A 16195-nucleotide genomic window follows, 5' to 3' on the forward strand; every position below is an offset into this window, starting at 1 on the left:
GATGCAGCGCCGGGGCGCCAAACACATTCAGTTCAAGGCGTTCCAGGCGGCGACATAAGCCTGGGCGCGGCTCGCTACCTGATCGACGGTCATACCCGGTTTGAACAACCCCGAGCCCAGGCCAAAGCCTTTGACCCCGGCCTCGACAAACACCTGCATGTTGTCCGGCGTGATCCCACCCACGGGCAACAACACCGTGCCCGCCGGCAATACTGCAAGCCAGGCCTTGATCACCGCCGGGCCCATTTGCTCGGCAGGAAACAGCTTCAACACATCCGCGCCTTCGGCCAACGCCGCAAAGGCCTCGGTCGGCGTGGCGACGCCGGGCGACAGATAAAGGCCCGCGGCTTTCGCTGCGCGCAGTACCTTCGCATCGCTGTGGGGCATGACGATCACCTGGCCGCCAGCGGCCTTGACCTGCTCCACCTGCTCAGGGGTCAGCACCGTGCCGGCACCGATCAGGCAATCGGCCGGCAGGGTGTCGCGCAGGGTGCGGATGCTGGTGTAGGGATCTGGCGAATTAAGCGGCACTTCAATGACCCGAAACCCGGCCTGGTACAGCACCTGGCCGATAGCTGCTGCTTCATCCGGGCGCAGGCCCCGCAGGATCGCGATCAAACCGTTGTGTGTCAGTGCTTGCTTGAGCATGTCAGGCCTCCAGTACAGGTTGAACGGATGCAGGCAGCAGCCCTGCGGCGACTGCCAACTGCCAAAGGCCACGCTCGGTGGCCTCCTGTGCCAGCGTCACGCGGGGGAAGCCGCAGAGTTCGAGGGCACGCTGATAGCGGGCGCACAGTTGAGAGTTGCCCACCAGAACGATGTCCGGCCACCGAGCGCGTAGCCCGGACAATTCGTGGCCGATCAGCAGCCCGGACAGATAGTCCGGTTGCTCGTCCGGCGCCAGTTCACCGGTCAACCCTAGGGTACGGGCGCTGAACAAGGTCGACAGCAAGCCCATCTGGCCGGCGGCCGACAACGCTACCTGCACGCCTCGATCAAAGGCGGCCGCCTGAAAGTGTTTTGAAGGTTGTTGGGTGCGGCCCAGGATGCTGTGCTCGCTGAGCACGGCGAACAGTTCGCCAGTCATGAAAGTGTCAAAGTGGGTAATACAGCCACCCGCCACCTCGACCCATTTGGAATGACTGCCGGGCAGGCCGATCAACAGTTGGCTGTCGAGGCCGGCGGACAGGCTTTGCAGCACGCCGAGCACCTGGGTTTCTTCGCCGCGCATTACATTGGGCAAACTCGAACGCTGAATCACACCAGGCACGATATGCACATCGACACCCCGCAGGCTACGCACCACCTGCAGTGCCTGGCCAAGGGTGGCGACATCGGCGGGTGTGTCGCGGTAGGCCGCTTCGCTCCAGCCCTGGGCGCTGCCAACCATGCCGCAGGCGATGACGGGAAGACCGGGCTGAGCATCGAGCCAGTCGCCGCAGGCCGCATCAAATGCCAGCTCGAAACCATCGGTACAGCGAATGCCGGCGATGACCCGAGGCTCGCTGGGCAAATGCATGATCCCCGACGCCAGGGCGCGTCGTTCGAGGACCAGGCCCCCTGGGCCGAGTTTGTAAGCACGAAGGGAGCTTGTTCCCCAATCGAGCGCGATCAATTGCGCCGGCATCGCTTCACCTGAAGTGTGTGGGTGCTGAAAAAGCAGATGAGCGAATATAAACCTAGGGGCAGTAAAATCTCAATATATAAATAACAGTCCCATATATAGGGCATCTACAAGCGGAGCCCTACAACTCTTTGCGCTTTTACCGCGAGCAAAAAGGGGATTCACGTGACAAGACGGTGGTTAAAAAATCGACAGATCCAAAGTACGCATCGCGCCCATCCAGATCGCGTACTCGGTATGGTCTTTCAAGTCATCGCCGGTCTCGGGGTGCAAGAACACCACCAAGCCTTTGCGATTAAGCGCCAGCCACGGCAGGACTACGCCAATGTATTCCGGATCAAATGCCAGCTGGCAGCTCCAGTCCGGGTGCGGGCCCACCGGGCGCTCATGCACGCGGCCCATGCGCAGCGGGAACAATTGCGCCGCTTCCTCACAGAGCTTGCGCGCCTGTGAGAGGGTGCTGGCGTCGAAATAGATGTGGGCGTGGTAGCCCTTGATACGTTGCATGACGAATTCCGAACTCAATAATTGGCAGATCCTAGACCGCAATGGACGGCAGGGCCAGACCGGCCAGCGATTGCGCGCTGCTGGCCTGCTCCGCCATTAGCCAGTCGACGAAACGCTCGATCAACTGGCCACGGCGTTTGCGCTGGGGAAGCACCACGTAATAACCAAAACGCGAAATCACCGTGTTGCCAATCGGCCGACACAACCACTTCTGCTCCAACAAGTTATCCACTAGGTGTCGCCAACCGATGGCCACGCCCTGGCCGGCAATTGCCGCCTGAATCAGCAGGGTGTAATTATCGAAACGCAATTGCCCCGGTGTCGGCGCGGTGGTGATGCCCAGCTCGCGGAACACGCCGCTCCAGTCAAACCACTGGCTGTTGTTTTCCTGACGCAGGTGCAGCAATGGGAATTCCAGCAGGCTTTGGGCGGGCAGCGGTAAGGCGCGGTCCTTGAGCAGCTGCGGGCTGCACACCGCAAACACTTCTTCATTGAACAGCCACAGGCTATCGCCTTGCTTGAAGCGACCGTCGCCAAACAGCACGGCCACATCGATATCGCTGCGCAAGGTGGCGTGATTGCGTTCGCTGGTGACCAGGCTGACATCCACTTGCGGGTTGGCTTCATGGAAACGGTGCAGGCGCGGCATCAGCCAGTAGGCAGCGAAGGCAAAGTCCGTCGCCACTTGCAGCACTTCGTGCTGGTCCTGCTGGGCGATGGCACTCAGGCCCTGGTTGATGTTCTGCAAGCCCGCCTGCACTTGCTCAAACAGCAGAGCGCCAGCATCGGTGAGTTCGATACCCCGGTAGATGCGATCAAACAAGCGAATCGCCAGCTGTTCTTCCAGGCGCTTGATCTGCTGGCTGATGGCCGGCTGTGTGGTACCCAGCTCCATCGCCGCCGCCGTAAAGCTGCGTTGGCGCGCCGCCGCTTCAAAGGCACGCAGCAGGTCCAGCGACAGGCTACCAAGGGATTCATACATAAGCTGTGCTTATCCTAGACATTGCTTTACATGGGCTTTACCACGTTTTCCATGGCCTGCATGCTCATTCGCATAAACATCGACTATGGAATTCCGCGAAACCATGAAGCGCAAGAACATTCTTTTCATCATGGCTGATCAAATGGCCGCGCCGATGCTTCCGTTCTACGGTTCTTCGCCTATCAAATTGCCGAATCTGAGCCGCCTCGCCGCACAGGGCGTGGTGTTTGACGCTGCTTACTGCAATAGCCCGCTCTGCGCGCCGTCGCGTTTTACCCTGGTCAGCGGCCAACTGCCGAGCAAGATCGGCGCCTACGACAACGCGGCAGATTTCCCTGCTGACGTGCCGACTTATGCCCACTACCTGCGCCGCCTCGGCTACCGCACTGCCCTGTCTGGCAAGATGCATTTTTGCGGCCCCGACCAACTGCACGGCTATGAAGAACGCCTGACCAGCGACATCTACCCGGCCGACTATGGCTGGGCGGTGAACTGGGATGAGCCGGACGTGCGGCCGACCTGGTACCACAATATGGCCTCGGTACTGCAAGCCGGGCCTTGCGTGCGCACCAATCAGCTGGATTTCGATGAAGAGGTGGTGTTCAAGGCCCAGCAGTATCTGTTCGACCATATCCGCGAGGATGGCGACCAGCCGTTCTGCCTCACTGTTTCCATGACGCACCCGCACGACCCGTACACCATTCCCAAGCCGTTCTGGGACCTGTACGACGACAACGACATTGCGTTGCCCACAACGCCACCCCAGAGCGATCTCGACCCTCACTCCCAGCGTCTGCTCAAGGTTTACGACCTGTGGGACAAACCACTGCCGGTGGACAAGATCCGCGATGCGCGCCGAGCTTACTTCGGCGCCTGCAGCTACATCGACAGCAACGTCGGCAAGCTGCTGCAAACTTTGGAAGACACCGGCCTTGCCGACGACACCATCATCATCTTCTCCGGCGACCACGGCGACATGCTCGGCGAGCGTGGGCTCTGGTACAAAATGCACTGGTTTGAAATGGCCGCCCGGGTGCCACTGCTGGTCAGTGCGCCGGGGCAATTCAAGGCCGGCCGTGTGAGTGCGGCGGTATCGACCGCCGACCTGTTGCCGACCCTGGTGGAACTGGCTGGCGGCGAGCTTGACGCTCGTCTGCCACTGGACGGTCGCTCACTGGTCTCGCACTTGCTAGGGCAGGGCGGGCATGACGAAGTGTTCGGCGAATATATGGCCGAAGGCACCATCAGCCCATTGATGATGATCCGCCGTGGTGCCTACAAGTTCATCTACAGCGAAGACGATCCCTGCCTATTGTTCGATGTGCACAACGACCCGCGCGAACAGGAAGAACTCAGCCACTCACCAGTGCATCGGCCGCTGTTCGACGCATTCCTGGCCGAAGCACGGGCCAAATGGGACATCCCGGCGATCCACCAACAGGTGCTCGCCAGTCAACGCCGTCGCCGCCTGGTGAGCGAGGCGCTGGCCCAGGGCAAGCTGAAGAGCTGGGATCACCAGCCACTGGTGGATGCCAGTCAGCAATACATGCGCAACCACATCGACCTGGACGATCTGGAGCGCAAGGCACGTTATCCACAACCCTGCCAAAACCAATAAAACCTAGGGGAAGCCATGCAAAAGTTATCCACACTCCTGTTATCAAAAGCATTGGGCGTCGGGCTACTGGCGTTGAGCAGTGCCAGCGCGTATGCCGAGCAAAGTTGCGAAACAGTGAAGATGGCCGATCCGGGCTGGAGCGATATCGCGGCCACCAATGCCATTACCGGTTTTTTGCTGACCGGCATGGGCTACAAGGCCAAGGTCGATACCCTGGCGGTGCCGATCACCTTTGGCGGGCTCAAGGACGGCCAGGTGGATGTGTTCCTGGGTAACTGGATGCCGGCACAGCAGGGTTTCTATGACAAGTTCGTCGCCAATGGCGATGTGGTGCAACTGGCGAAGAACCTCGACGGCACCGAGTTCACCCTCGCCGTGCCGGATTATGTGTGGGACGCCGGGGTGCATGATTTTGCCGATTTGAATAAATTTGCAGAAAAGTTCGACAAGAAAATCTACGGCATCGGTTCGGGTGCGCCAGCGAACATCTCGCTGCAAGAGATCATCAAGAAGGATGACTTCAACCTCGGCCAGTGGAAACTGATCGAATCCAGCGAACAGGCGATGCTTGCCGAAGTATCTCGGGCGGTAAAAAAACAGCGCTTCGTTACCTTCCTCGGCTGGACCCCGCACCCGATGAATGTGCAGTTGAAAATGCATTACCTCAAGGGCGGCGAAAAGTACTTTGGCGATACGGGCAGCGTCTATACGCTGACCCGCAAGGGGTATGCGCAGGCCTGCCCCAACGTCGGCAAGCTGTTGACCAACCTGAGTTTTACCCAGGAGATGGAGAACAGCATCATGGCTGAGGTGGTGAACAATAAAGTCAGTAATGCTGATGCGGCGAAGGCGTGGATCAAGGCCAATCCGGCGGTTTTGGATAAGTGGCTGGAAGGGGTCAAGACCTTGGATGGCCAGGACGCGCTGGCCGCCATTAAAGCCAAGCTCTAACGACCCAGGCTGCGTCTACGGTGTGTCAGATACACCGCAAACGCAGCTTCGCCTGGGCTCGACGGCTGCTACGCATAGCCAACTGATACCCTGACCCAAACCTTTTAACCCGAGCCCGCCATGCCTTGGCCCAACCGCCATAAACTCTTTCCCTTCCTGAGCTGGCTCCCCCGCCAAACCCGCGCCAGCGTCGGGCGGGACGCTATCGTCGGCTTGAGTGGCGCTGTCCTGGCATTGCCGCAATCCATTGCCTATGCGCTGATCGCCGGCCTCCCACCGGAATACGGGCTTTACGCCGCGATTATTCCGGTGCTGATCGCCTGCCTCTGGGGCTCATCCTGGCATTTGATCTGCGGCCCGACAGCAGCGATTTCCATCGTGCTGTATGCCAGTGTCAGCCCGCTGGCCGTGCCCGGTTCCCAGGACTACATCACCCTGATTCTGCTGCTGACGTTTCTGGCTGGCGTGTTCCAGTGGTTGCTCGGTATGTTGCGCTTTGGCGCCCTGGTCAATTTCGTTTCCCATTCGGTGGTGCTCGGTTTCACCCTGGGCGCCGCAGTGGTGATCGCCCTCGGCCAGTTGCCCAACCTGCTGGGCCTGGACCTGCCGAGCCAAGCCACTGCGATGAACAGCCTGCTGTCGCTGATCAACCACGCCGGGGATTGGGATCATTCATCGCTGCTCTTGGGGTTGGGCACCCTGGTGGTGGGCGTACTGCTCAAATACCTGCTGCCGCGTTGGCCGACGCTGTTGATCACCTTGGCACTGGGCACTCTGGTGGCGTGGCTGTGGCCGGCGCTGTTCGGTCATGTCGCGAGGGTCAGTTCGTTTATTGGCCAACTGCCGCCGTTTAGCCCGTTGCCACTGGATCTGGACACGATCCTGCGCCTGCTGCCCAGTGCCGTGGCGGTGGGCATGCTGGGGCTGGTGACGAGCCTGTCGATTGCCCGCTCGTTGTCGGCCCGTTCGCAGCAATTGCTCGATGCCAATCAGGAAGTACGCGCCCAGGGACTGTCGAACATCGCGGGAGGATTTTTCTCAGGCTATTTGTCGGCCGGTTCCTTCACCCGGTCGGGGCTTAGTTACGAGGCGGGCGCACGCTCACCGCTGGCGGGAGTATTTTCGGCGCTGTGGGTGGCGCTGTTCGCCGTGTTCGGCGCGGCGCTGATCGCGCATATCCCGATCCCGAGCATGGCTGCCAGCATCCTGCTGATTTCCTGGGGGCTGGTGGATCATCGGGGCATTCGTGCGTTGTTCCGGGTCAGTCGTGCCGAGTTTTTGGTGATGAGCCTGACGTGCGTTGCCACGCTGTTGCTGGAGTTGCAAACGGCGATCTACGCCGGGGTGCTGGCGTCGCTATTTTTCTACCTCAAGCGGACTTCGCAGCCACGGGTACAACAGTGGCGTGACGGTGACGACGATGTACTGCGGGTCGGCGGGTCGATCTTTTTTGGCGCTAGCCATTACCTGCAGGTTCGACTGCAACGCTTGCACGGCGAACGGGTGGTGATCGAGGCGCAGCAGATCAACTTTATCGACTATTCCGGGGTGGAAATGCTGCACCAGGAAGCACGGAGATTGAGGGATTTGGGGCGTAGCCTGACGTTGCGCCGGGCCAGGCCGCAGGTGGTTGAAGAATTGAAAAAGCTGGAAGGGGCGGATAAGTGCCCCATCAACTTTGAAGATTGAATACCGCCCACTGTAGGAGCGAGGGGACGCCTAGTTCCTACAAAAGGGCCAACTGCCGGCGCAACTCAGCCAGCACCGGTGCCGAATCCGGCCGCACGCCGCGCCACAGCAAGAAGGCTTCCGCCGCCTGTTCCACCAGCATGCCTAAACCATCCATCGCTACCGCTGCGCCGTTTTCACTGGCCCAGCGGCAGAACGCGGTAGGTTCCTTGGCGTACATCATGTCGTAGCAAAAAGTCTTGCCGGGGTCGATCAAGCTGCTGGCAATCGGCGGCACATCCCCTGACAGGCTGGCGGACGTGGCGTTGATGATCAGGTCCACGGACTCGCGCAACCAGTCAAAGCCACTCGCGGAAACCGGACCAAGGTCGTCGAACAGTTCAGCCAGCAATTCGGCCTTTTCCACGGTGCGGTTGGCGATGATCAGCGACGCCGGCTGCTGTGCCAGCAATGGCTCCAGCGCTCCGCGCACCGCTCCGCCCGCGCCAAGCAGCAGGATGCGTTTGCCTTGCAGGCTGAACCCGGCATTGACTGTCAGGTCTCGCACTAGCCCGGCGCCATCGGTGTTGTCTCCCAGCAGGCTGCCATCGGCCAACTTGCTCAGGGTATTCACCGCTCCGGCACGCTGGGCACGTTCGGTCAGGGTGTTGGCCAGGCGATAGGCTTGTTCCTTGAACGGCACCGTGACGTTGGCGCCACGGCCCTCAAGAAAAAATGCCTTGGCGCTGCCGGTAAAGTCGTCCAGCGGCGCCAGCAAGGTGGTGTAGTCCAGTTGCTCGCCGGTCTGTTGGGCAAACAGGCGATGGATCAGCGGCGACTTGCTGTGGCCGATGGGGTTACCAAACACAACGTAGCGATCCATCAGATCGCTACCTTGGGCGCGGCAATGCCCAGCCAATCGCGGTCTTGCAGGAAGTAATCGGTCAAGCGCGCCTCGATGCTGCCCGGCGCGGCTTTCCAGTCATAGCTCCAGCGCACTTGCGGCGGCAGGGACATCAGGATCGACTCGGTACGCCCGCCCGATTGCAGGCCAAACAGGGTGCCACGGTCATACACCAGGTTGAATTCAACGTAGCGCCCGCGGCGAAACTCCTGGAATTCACGCTGCTGCTCGGTATAGGCCAGGGCTTGGCGACGCTGGACGATGGGCAGGTAAGCGTCGATGTAGGCATCGCCGATGGCGCGCATGAAGGCGAAGCTGGTGTCGAAGTCCCACTCGTTCAAATCATCGAAGAACAAACCACCGATGCCTCGGGGTTCGTTGCGGTGCTTGATGTGGAAATAGCTGTCGCACCAGGCCTTGTAGCGCGAATACACGTCCGGCCCGAATGGCGCACAGGCCTGTTCAGCAACCCGGTGCCAGTGGATGCAATCTTCTTCGTTGCCGTAGTAAGGCGTCAGGTCGAAGCCGCCACCGAACCACCAGACGGCTTCTTCACCTTCTTTTTCGGCGATGAAAAACCGCACATTGGCGTGGGACGTCGGCACATGAGGGTTGTGAGGATGGATCACCAGGGACACGCCCAGGGCTTCAAATCCACGACCGGCCAGTTCCGGGCGATGGGCGCTGGCGGACGGTGGGAGGTTGGCGCCGAATACGTGGGAAAAGTTTACGCCGCCTTTTTCGATCAGCGAACCGTTCTCGATCACTCGCGTGCGACCGCCGCCGCCGGCAGGCCGGGTCCAGGTGTCTTCGATAAAGCGAGTATCGGCCTCGAAGGTTTCCAGCGCGCTGCAAATGCGGTCTTGCAGGTCGAGCAGGTAGGCTTTAACAGCCTCGGTGCGGGTAGTCATGGCATCACCTTGAATCGGGCAAAGCTACTCGAAGCCGTGGGGCGTCGGCGGCAAATGGGCACACAGGATACCACCCCACCGGGAACAGCCACAGTTGACGAAGTCCAAGCTTAGGAGTCCGATAGGCCTTCGCGAAACCGACTAGAGGACAGTGCAGATGGCCAAACGTATCCAGTTCCGTGCCCATGGCGGCCCCGAAGTACTTGAGTATGTCGACTACACCCCGGCAGAACCCGGCCCGCAGCAAGTTCGTGTGAGCAACAAGGCCATTGGCCTGAATTTTATCGACACGTATTTGCGCAGCGGCCTCTATGCGCCACCAGCCTTGCCATCGGGCCTGGGCGCAGAAGGCGCCGGGGTGGTCGATGCGGTCGGCAGCGAAGTCACTCAGTTCAAGGTCGGCGATCGCGTGGCCTATGGCAGTGGTCCGTTGGGCGCCTATAGCGAATTGCACGTGCTGCCTGCCGCCAACCTTATTCATCTACCGGACGACATCAGCTTCGAACAGGCCGCCGGCGCCATGCTCAAGGGCCTGACCGTGCAGTACCTGCTGCGCCAGACCTATGACTTGAAAGGTGGCGAAACCATTCTGTTCCACGCCGCTGCTGGCGGCGTCGGCTCCCTGGCCTGCCAATGGGCCAAAGCCCTGGGCGTGAAGCTGATCGGAACCGTCAGTTCGCCGGAAAAAGCCGCCCTGGCCAAATCCCTCGGCGCCTGGGAAACCATTGACTACAGCAAGGAAAACGTCGCACAGCGCGTGCTGGAATTAACCGACGGCAAGAAATGCCCGGTGGTGTACGACGGTGTCGGCAAAGACACCTGGTTGACGTCCCTGGACAGTGTGGCGCCACGGGGTTTGGTGGTGAGTTTCGGCAATGCATCGGGCGCGGTAGACGGGGTCAACCTGGGGATTCTCGCAGCCAAGGGCTCGCTGTACGTAACCCGGCCGACCCTGGCAACCTACGCCAGCAATCCCAAGGATTTGCAGGCCATGGCCGATGATCTGTTTTCGATGATCAAGAGCGGCAAGGTGCGCATTGATATCAACCAGCGCTATTCGCTGGCCGAAGCGGCGAAGGCGCAGACGGAGTTGTCGGCGCGGCGTACTACGGGGTCGACGATTTTGTTGCCGTAAGGATTTAGGTCTCTGGGGCCTATGAGGGCCTCATAGCGGGCAAGCCCGGCGCCCACAGGGGAATGCATTCCAATGTGGGCGCCGGGCTTGCCCGCTATGGCCGTGACTCGGTCTTACGAAGGCCGCACCACCTCACCACTCGCCAGATCGCGAATCAGGCTCGGGTTCTTGCGCCCACCCAAGTTACCGCCCAACACCAAATCCACCTGCCCACGGAAATACTGCTCCACGCGAATCCGCGTGCGCGCCGCCGGGCGGCCCTGAGGGTTGGCCGAGGTGGAGATCAACGGCCCCACCAGCGAACACAAATCCCGCACCAGCGGATGGTCGCTAACCCGCAACGCCACCGTGTCATGCACACCGGTAATCCACTCGGGCAACAAGTCCTGATGAGGCACCAACCAGGTATTGGGCCCCGGCCAGGTGCTGGCCATGCGGTCTATCCACAGGTCCGGGAAGTCCTCGAAGAGAAAATCGAACTGCCGGATATTGTCGGCAACCAGGATCAGGCCCTTATCCACGGACCGGCCCTTGATCGCCAGCAAACGATCCACGGCCTCCTCGTTCCATGGGTCGCAGCCCAGGCCCCACACCGCCTCGGTTGGATAGGCAATCACCGCGCCTGCGCGAATTTCTCGTGCGGCTTCTTGCACACGCCACCTGTTGACCATTGCTCACTCTCCGGACTAAAGCTCTGCGCAGTTTACCGATCTTCGTTACAAAACCTAACTGCGCGCAAGCCAGCGACCGCTTTCGCAGGTCACCCGGCCTTCCAGCTCCAGTTCCGTAAGGGTTGCCAGCACCCGGGACAGGGCCAGGCCGCTGGCAATCGCCAAGGCTTCGCTGGTATGGGGCGCGGCGTGCAGCAGCGCCACCAGCGGGTGAACAACCGGGATCGGCGCCGGGCGCGACAATGCTTGCCAGCCGCGCAGGCCTTCAAGGATATGTTCGACGGCTTCCACCAGTGTTGCACCATCACGAATCAACTGATGGCAGCCCTTGGCCCCCGGATGATGGATAGAACCAGGAATCGCATACACCTCGCGCCCTTGCTCCGCCGCCAGCCGTGCGGTGATCAGCGAACCGCTGGCCATTCCGGCCTCCACCACCAGCACACCAAGGGACAGGCCACTGATGATTAGGTAAATGGTTTTTCCGAGGAAGTTCACGGGCAGATTTTGATTAGCGAGGGCTCGCCCGGAAACGCCGCATAGGCGCGGGCGCAGTATCCGGGCGTGAGTAATCCACCTTGACCCTATGGGTCAATCATATGAGTGAATCAATAAGCGAGAATAGCCAAATCGCTTTTAATAGCTTTTGATTTTCTGCCCCCAACCGGGGGGTATGGGGGGGATTTCACAAAACATAAAAGTAAATTACGGCAGTACCTGCCGCAAACGAAAACAGCTAAAACATTTAAGAACTTTTCAATTTAATAAGAATTCTCTCTCACTTTTATTTTTATTTGCTTCTGTAATATATGACCGAAGCATATCGCATGGTAGGCACCAACTCCGTGCGCCCGAAACGCCGCATAGGCGCGGGCGCTGTCTGGGCAGGGGTTGCCCCTTGACCGTCGCCCGAAGGGGCGGCTACGACGGTCATAGAGATGGGTGAATCAGTAAGAGAGAATAGCCAAATCGCTTTTAATAGCTTTTGCTTTTGCTTTTGCTTTTGACCTTCTTGGATAATTCTAAAACAACTCTCACAAAATAGATAAAAGCCATATAATAAAAGGGTTTTATCATTTAGTTCAAACAACTGTTTAGTTTTCGACTCTATTAATTAAAACGATTGTTTTAATTTAGGTCAGAAAAAAAGAGCCGAAGCTCTTGTGTTTTTCTTACAAATGTTAAGATGTAGCTACCAAACAAACAACTTAACAATGATTTACAATAACAGCATACCATTTTATTTCCAACGCGCAATATCAAAAGAACGAAATAAAGAAACTTTTCTCAATAAGTTACACTCTCATTTCGAAGCTAAAAAACTAATTAATGAAATATCAAATTTCAAAAAATCCGGCTTCGACCACGAAAAAACCCTGCAAGAACTTAATTCAAGCTTAAAGCCGGTTAACGCCAGCAGCAAACTTGTATCTAATCTTCAAGAAGTATGTACGTCTTTCTACGAGATGGAAGTGCTTGTAAGGACGAAAGCGTTGTGTACAGCAACTCAAAAAAACAAGTTACGATATACAGAGTCCTTATCGTCTTTTCGTCAATGGGATAGGGACGCAGTTTGTCTTGCGATTGTGATTAATAAACTATTTTTGCATATAACTAAAAGCACGAAACTAACAAAAAAAGTAATCGAGCTTTCAATGTGTAAAATCACTCGCCAAGAGATGTTAAACATTGAGCTAATACAAGGCGTTAAAATTAGAGACTTGAAAGCAAGCGGGACGATATTAGACAAGCTCGATAAATATTATGAAGATGAAAATTTGATTTATGAGTTTGATTTGAACTTGTGCAGCAACGACGAAAAAAGACGGTTCAACGGCTTTCAGAAACACAAAAGAATAATAAGAAAAATCAGAGTTAGGGAAAATGAACTGATACAGCTTTCTGAAAAAGCGATTGGCTCTAATAATAGTTATTGCAGTAAAGTCGCACTGGACTATCGTAATTTTGTAGATGAATGTCAGAAAGATTATCTACTTAATTCATACATCCAATATGGCGATGACGTTTCGACTCAAAAGCCGTTAGCTGATGTTGCAATGACTCCTGAACGACGTGTTTCAGAACTATACTCGTGTGTAAAAAATATGGAGCTTGTTGCAGAACAAAGAAAATATGTATGTTTATTTTTAACTGCGACTTGCCCGGCCTCATTTCACGCAAACCCTAAATTCGGAAAAAATACGTGGGATGGTTCAACTCCTCGCCAAGCATCTGATTATTTGAGCAAGAAATTAGATGAGTTGAGCAAAGCTCGCAATCGTTACGAGCTTAATGATTTTGGGCTTTGGACGAAAGAATTGCATAAAGACCAGTGTCCGCATTTGCACGCATTATTATTTGTTTGTCCCACAAAATCCGATGATTTAATACTTCATATTAATAGAATTTTCAAGCATTCAGAAAAATCAACGACCATTGAAATAATATCTGCTGAACAAGCTAAAAAACACGGTAAGAAAAAAGCATCTGCATCTACTTATGTAATGAAATATCTAATAAAAGCAATACAGAACCCCGATAGTGAGTCGTTAAAAGTAAAGGCAGGCTGTATGATTTGGGGCATAAGACGCTATGGGTTTTTCGGAGTTGAGCGAGCAATATCAGTCTGGCGAAAATTTAATCGCTTCGTAAAAATGGAAGAGTGGCAAATAAAGCTTGAACTTAAACACCCCGTTTTTAGAAAATTAGCATCCCTGAGAAAAGAGTTAAAATTTTTAGATTTTTGTAAGGTCGCAAAAGAACGTCTGGAATGGATAACAGAGCTTAAAATTGTTGAGCGTCTATACGATTTTGAAGAAATGATGACCTTTAATGTTGGGTTGAGAGTTATAGGGTCTAATATAGAATTAGCGACGAAGATAGATTGTTCAATAATCTATAAAGACAAACCCTAAAATTTAGGGCTTATGTACTTTTAATGGTTGCAGTGGGTCAAGCCCCATTTCCCCTTGGCGGGTTAATTTTTCTAACAGTTTTCTATCAATCTCTTGATTGTCGAATATTTTTTCTGCCTTTGATTTTGTTTTCGTACCAGTAGACGTTGCGGGCTTTTCTTTTTCAGGCTTTTCAGGCTTTTCAGTTTCAGGTGCTTCAATATTTTCTGATGCTGAATGGTTTGGGAATAAATCAGAGAATGAAACAGACGTTTTAAATAAATCATCGATCTCAAAATTTTCTTTTTTCAGTTCGTTAATATGACGTTCAAGAAGCTTGATTTTTGTCTTTGGGTATTTATCTTGATTGGCTTTTACACGCTCGAAAAGCGCAGATAAATCCGATTGAGTTGGTTGATAATTGGACACTTCTAAACCCATCATTGCGGAGACAAGCCAAGTTTTACGTTTAAAATCTTCCGACCCGGTGAGGTAAAACGGTCCTTTAGTACCTTTTGCGATCAATGCCTGCATTCCTGCTTTGATGCTCATTTCATTTGGATTTGTGAAAGAAACACTATTGTCGTTGACTGTAAAACTGGCTTTGTACTTCTCATTTTTGCTTGTGTAGTTCACACCATCCACGGTTTGAAATTTTGTATAAAGGCTTTCACGGCGGTTAGGTTGTGGTTTTGGGTCTGTACCTGGACTCGAAGAAATTTCGCCTGATTCGTCGGGAGGTAACGGAGACTCAAAACGTAAGATTAACTCTGCAATGCCATTCTCATCAAACTTGTATTTTTCAATCAGCTTGCTCATTTGAAAGCCGATTGAACTTGGCTTTATAGATGTTGAACCTTTTGTGATGTAATAGCCCGATAGCTTGCTAGGGTCGGTTTTGCTCTTGTTTGCACGAATAGTAAACCCTTCATCAATCATCGCCTTAAACAACGCCTCCGGCGTCTTGGCGTTGGAAATAATGCCTTTCAACTCGTTCTTACATTTTTTTTCATCAGATTCTTGACCAGTACGACTTTCGTACTGTTTAGAAGCATAATTAAGCCTAACAGGGTTTGGGTCATTTCTGCTTTCAGAGATTTTCTCGTTTTTGAGTGAGTATTTTTTTTCGATCCTTTGGGCAAGATTTTCCAATGCTCGATAATTATCTTTCTTGAAAAAAACCTTATGGTCGAAATCTCTATTTTCCATCACAAGGTGAAGATGTGGGTTGTTAGTGTCTCTATGAACGGCAAGCAAAAAATTACGATTATCACCAAAGTGGCGCTTTACCAACTCATTGCCAATCATTATTAACTTATCATCTGAAATATCTTGATGTTGTTCTTCAAACGAAACGATGTAGTGCATTTCATTGCTTTTCTGTTTTGCCGTTAATCTACTATTAAAATCTAACTCGATAGACTTTGCTGATTCATTAATATCACCCATATTTACGGGAATATTGCCACTGATGCGAGTGGCTTTCGTTAATACATAATTGGCCAGGTTTTTGGTGTTGGGCTGAATGCGGGGCACTTCTTTAATTAACATTATTTAGCCCCATCTATAAATGCTATTAGGTCAGCGCTCCCTTTGATTATATTGGGGTGAATTTTTTCTGAAAGAGCCCATTGAAGATAATCGAGAATGTTTTTTATTATCGCCTCGCTATGCTTTTTCTCTACCACATAAGCATTTGCAGCTTCTCCGCATTTAACAAGATTATTATCTAATGCGAGATTTATAGATGGATTAGTAAACTCTTTCTCGTAAACAGAAAACTCATCGAAGAAATTGCGTAGCAAATTATAAAAGTCTTGCTTTGGGAATTTCTCTTTATACTCGCTACATTCTTTTTCGGTGAAGCTAATCGTGTATTGCTTCTTTCTTTCTGAATGACTATCGTCAAATAGCGAAGAATTTATAATCGCTGCAAAATCTGGTTTTGTGGATGTTTTTATTTCAAGCGTCTTGAATCGCAAACGACTAACATCGAGCTTCATCTTTATTAAATTTCGAAGGGTGTTGTTTATGCGCCTGTTGATTTCAGGGTCAGCACTTTTGAATTGAGATAGATTAGTGCAGAGATTTGCCAGTATCTGATTGTACTTTGAAAACTCTTCAAAATTTCCATTTTTGGCTATCACGACATAGCTACGATTTTGCAGGGCGTATTGTTTAAATGCTTCTGAAAGTGAAAATTTCGAAACGGATAATTGGTTATATTCTCTTCGAAGCTGTTCGATTTGTTCGGCGTTAATTTCAGTTAAACGGGTACTTGCTTTGTATTTGCTCATTAGGGTTTTTGTTTGTTATGAGCATATTTTAGC

Annotated in this window: 14 protein-coding genes and 1 pseudogene; 5 read left to right on the plus strand and 10 right to left on the minus strand. The window is 53.8% G+C overall.

From position 1 onward, the window contains the following. Positions 1-27: 27 nt before the first annotated feature. The 4 genes from FQ182_RS17780 to FQ182_RS17795 form a co-directional block, all read right to left on the minus strand. A complete protein-coding gene (locus tag FQ182_RS17780) occupies positions 28-648 on the minus strand; it encodes a 2-dehydro-3-deoxy-6-phosphogalactonate aldolase (protein ID WP_133100605.1) in 621 nt (206 codons plus the stop codon). Position 649: 1 nt separating this feature from the next. Continuing rightward, positions 650-1627: a 2-dehydro-3-deoxygalactonokinase gene (locus FQ182_RS17785; protein WP_149412797.1), complete on the minus strand. Its 978-nt coding sequence runs from the start codon at positions 1625-1627 to the stop codon at positions 650-652. Between the two features lie 177 nt (positions 1628-1804). Further along, positions 1805-2131, minus strand: coding sequence for a DOPA 4,5-dioxygenase family protein (locus FQ182_RS17790; protein ID WP_149412798.1), 327 nt, complete (start codon positions 2129-2131; stop codon positions 1805-1807). 31 nt (positions 2132-2162) lie between these two features. After that, on the minus strand, positions 2163-3113 hold the full coding sequence (locus FQ182_RS17795) for a LysR family transcriptional regulator (protein ID WP_149412799.1): 951 nt from the start codon (positions 3111-3113) through the stop codon (positions 2163-2165). A gap of 103 nt (positions 3114-3216) precedes the next feature. On the opposite strand from FQ182_RS17795, the gene betC reads away from it, so the two are divergent. From betC to FQ182_RS17810, 3 genes are all read left to right on the plus strand, one after another. Beyond that, the gene (gene betC, locus FQ182_RS17800) at positions 3217-4731 is read left to right on the plus strand and encodes a choline-sulfatase (protein WP_149412800.1); all 1515 of its coding nucleotides are present in this window, start codon (positions 3217-3219) and stop codon (positions 4729-4731) included. A gap of 15 nt (positions 4732-4746) precedes the next feature. After that, complete coding sequence (gene choX, locus FQ182_RS17805) at positions 4747-5682, plus strand: choline ABC transporter substrate-binding protein (protein WP_149412801.1); 936 nt, start codon at positions 4747-4749, stop codon at positions 5680-5682. A gap of 120 nt (positions 5683-5802) precedes the next feature. After that, positions 5803-7371, plus strand: a complete 1569-nt coding sequence (locus tag FQ182_RS17810; RefSeq protein WP_149412802.1) for a SulP family inorganic anion transporter — start codon at positions 5803-5805, stop codon at positions 7369-7371. A 37-nt stretch (positions 7372-7408) separates the two neighbouring features. Here the strand turns inward: FQ182_RS17810 and aroE are convergent, their stop codons facing one another. Both aroE and hemF read right to left on the minus strand, forming a co-directional pair. Further along, a complete protein-coding gene (gene aroE / locus FQ182_RS17815) occupies positions 7409-8233 on the minus strand; it encodes a shikimate dehydrogenase (protein ID WP_149412803.1) in 825 nt (274 codons plus the stop codon). Continuing rightward, positions 8233-9165, minus strand: a complete 933-nt coding sequence (gene hemF, locus FQ182_RS17820) for an oxygen-dependent coproporphyrinogen oxidase (protein ID WP_149412804.1) — start codon at positions 9163-9165, stop codon at positions 8233-8235. The genes aroE and hemF overlap by 1 nt, the downstream gene beginning before the upstream one ends. Before the next feature lie 157 nt (positions 9166-9322). Here hemF and FQ182_RS17825 point away from each other — a divergent pair, with 157 nt between their 5' ends. Next, positions 9323-10300 carry an NADPH:quinone reductase gene (locus FQ182_RS17825; protein WP_149412805.1) on the plus strand — a complete coding sequence of 326 codons (978 nt, stop codon included), beginning with the start codon at positions 9323-9325 and terminating at the stop codon, positions 10298-10300. A gap of 113 nt (positions 10301-10413) precedes the next feature. Here FQ182_RS17825 and FQ182_RS17830 read toward each other — a convergent pair whose 3' ends face one another. Together FQ182_RS17830 and FQ182_RS17835 are read right to left on the minus strand one after the other, a co-directional pair. Then, entirely contained in the window at positions 10414-10971 is a 558-nt protein-coding gene (locus tag FQ182_RS17830; protein ID WP_133100615.1) for an L-threonylcarbamoyladenylate synthase, read from the minus strand. A gap of 54 nt (positions 10972-11025) precedes the next feature. Beyond that, positions 11026-11439 (minus strand): annotated as a pseudogene (locus FQ182_RS17835) (DNA-processing protein DprA); the annotation flags it as partial. Between the two features lie 746 nt (positions 11440-12185). On the opposite strand from FQ182_RS17835, the gene FQ182_RS17840 reads away from it, so the two are divergent. Then, entirely contained in the window at positions 12186-13886 is a 1701-nt protein-coding gene (locus FQ182_RS17840) for a replication endonuclease (RefSeq protein WP_178114478.1), read from the plus strand. 3 nt (positions 13887-13889) lie between these two features. Here the strand turns inward: FQ182_RS17840 and FQ182_RS17845 are convergent, their stop codons facing one another. Together FQ182_RS17845 and FQ182_RS17850 are read right to left on the minus strand one after the other, a co-directional pair. Next, positions 13890-15416 carry a relaxase/mobilization nuclease domain-containing protein gene (locus FQ182_RS17845; RefSeq protein WP_149412807.1) on the minus strand — a complete coding sequence of 509 codons (1527 nt, stop codon included), beginning with the start codon at positions 15414-15416 and terminating at the stop codon, positions 13890-13892. After that, positions 15416-16162, minus strand: coding sequence for a hypothetical protein (locus FQ182_RS17850; RefSeq protein ID WP_149412808.1), 747 nt, complete (start codon positions 16160-16162; stop codon positions 15416-15418). The genes FQ182_RS17845 and FQ182_RS17850 overlap by 1 nt, the downstream gene beginning before the upstream one ends. Between the last annotated feature and the right edge of the window lie 33 nt (positions 16163-16195).

The organism is Pseudomonas sp. ANT_H4 (assembly GCF_008369295.1).
Classification (GTDB): Bacteria; Pseudomonadota; Gammaproteobacteria; order Pseudomonadales; family Pseudomonadaceae; genus Aquipseudomonas.

Bases quoted from the DNA above. Each gene is read 5' to 3' on its own strand.
- FQ182_RS17780 (WP_133100605.1), bottom strand. From the start codon at position 648: ATGCTCAAGCAAGCACTGACACACAACGGTTTGATCGCGATCCTGCGG.
- FQ182_RS17785 (WP_149412797.1), bottom strand. From the start codon at position 1,627: ATGCCGGCGCAATTGATCGCGCTCGATTGGGGAACAAGCTCCCTTCGT.
- FQ182_RS17790 (WP_149412798.1), bottom strand. From the start codon at position 2,131: ATGCAACGTATCAAGGGCTACCACGCCCACATCTATTTCGACGCCAGC.
- FQ182_RS17795 (WP_149412799.1), bottom strand. From the start codon at position 3,113: ATGTATGAATCCCTTGGTAGCCTGTCGCTGGACCTGCTGCGTGCCTTT.
- betC (WP_149412800.1), top strand. From the start codon at position 3,217: ATGAAGCGCAAGAACATTCTTTTCATCATGGCTGATCAAATGGCCGCG.
- choX (WP_149412801.1), top strand. From the start codon at position 4,747: ATGCAAAAGTTATCCACACTCCTGTTATCAAAAGCATTGGGCGTCGGG.
- FQ182_RS17810 (WP_149412802.1), top strand. From the start codon at position 5,803: ATGCCTTGGCCCAACCGCCATAAACTCTTTCCCTTCCTGAGCTGGCTC.
- aroE (WP_149412803.1), bottom strand. From the start codon at position 8,233: ATGGATCGCTACGTTGTGTTTGGTAACCCCATCGGCCACAGCAAGTCG.
- hemF (WP_149412804.1), bottom strand. From the start codon at position 9,165: ATGACTACCCGCACCGAGGCTGTTAAAGCCTACCTGCTCGACCTGCAA.
- FQ182_RS17825 (WP_149412805.1), top strand. From the start codon at position 9,323: ATGGCCAAACGTATCCAGTTCCGTGCCCATGGCGGCCCCGAAGTACTT.
- FQ182_RS17830 (WP_133100615.1), bottom strand. From the start codon at position 10,971: ATGGTCAACAGGTGGCGTGTGCAAGAAGCCGCACGAGAAATTCGCGCA.
- FQ182_RS17840 (WP_178114478.1), top strand. From the start codon at position 12,186: ATGATTTACAATAACAGCATACCATTTTATTTCCAACGCGCAATATCA.
- FQ182_RS17845 (WP_149412807.1), bottom strand. From the start codon at position 15,416: ATGTTAATTAAAGAAGTGCCCCGCATTCAGCCCAACACCAAAAACCTG.
- FQ182_RS17850 (WP_149412808.1), bottom strand. From the start codon at position 16,162: ATGAGCAAATACAAAGCAAGTACCCGTTTAACTGAAATTAACGCCGAA.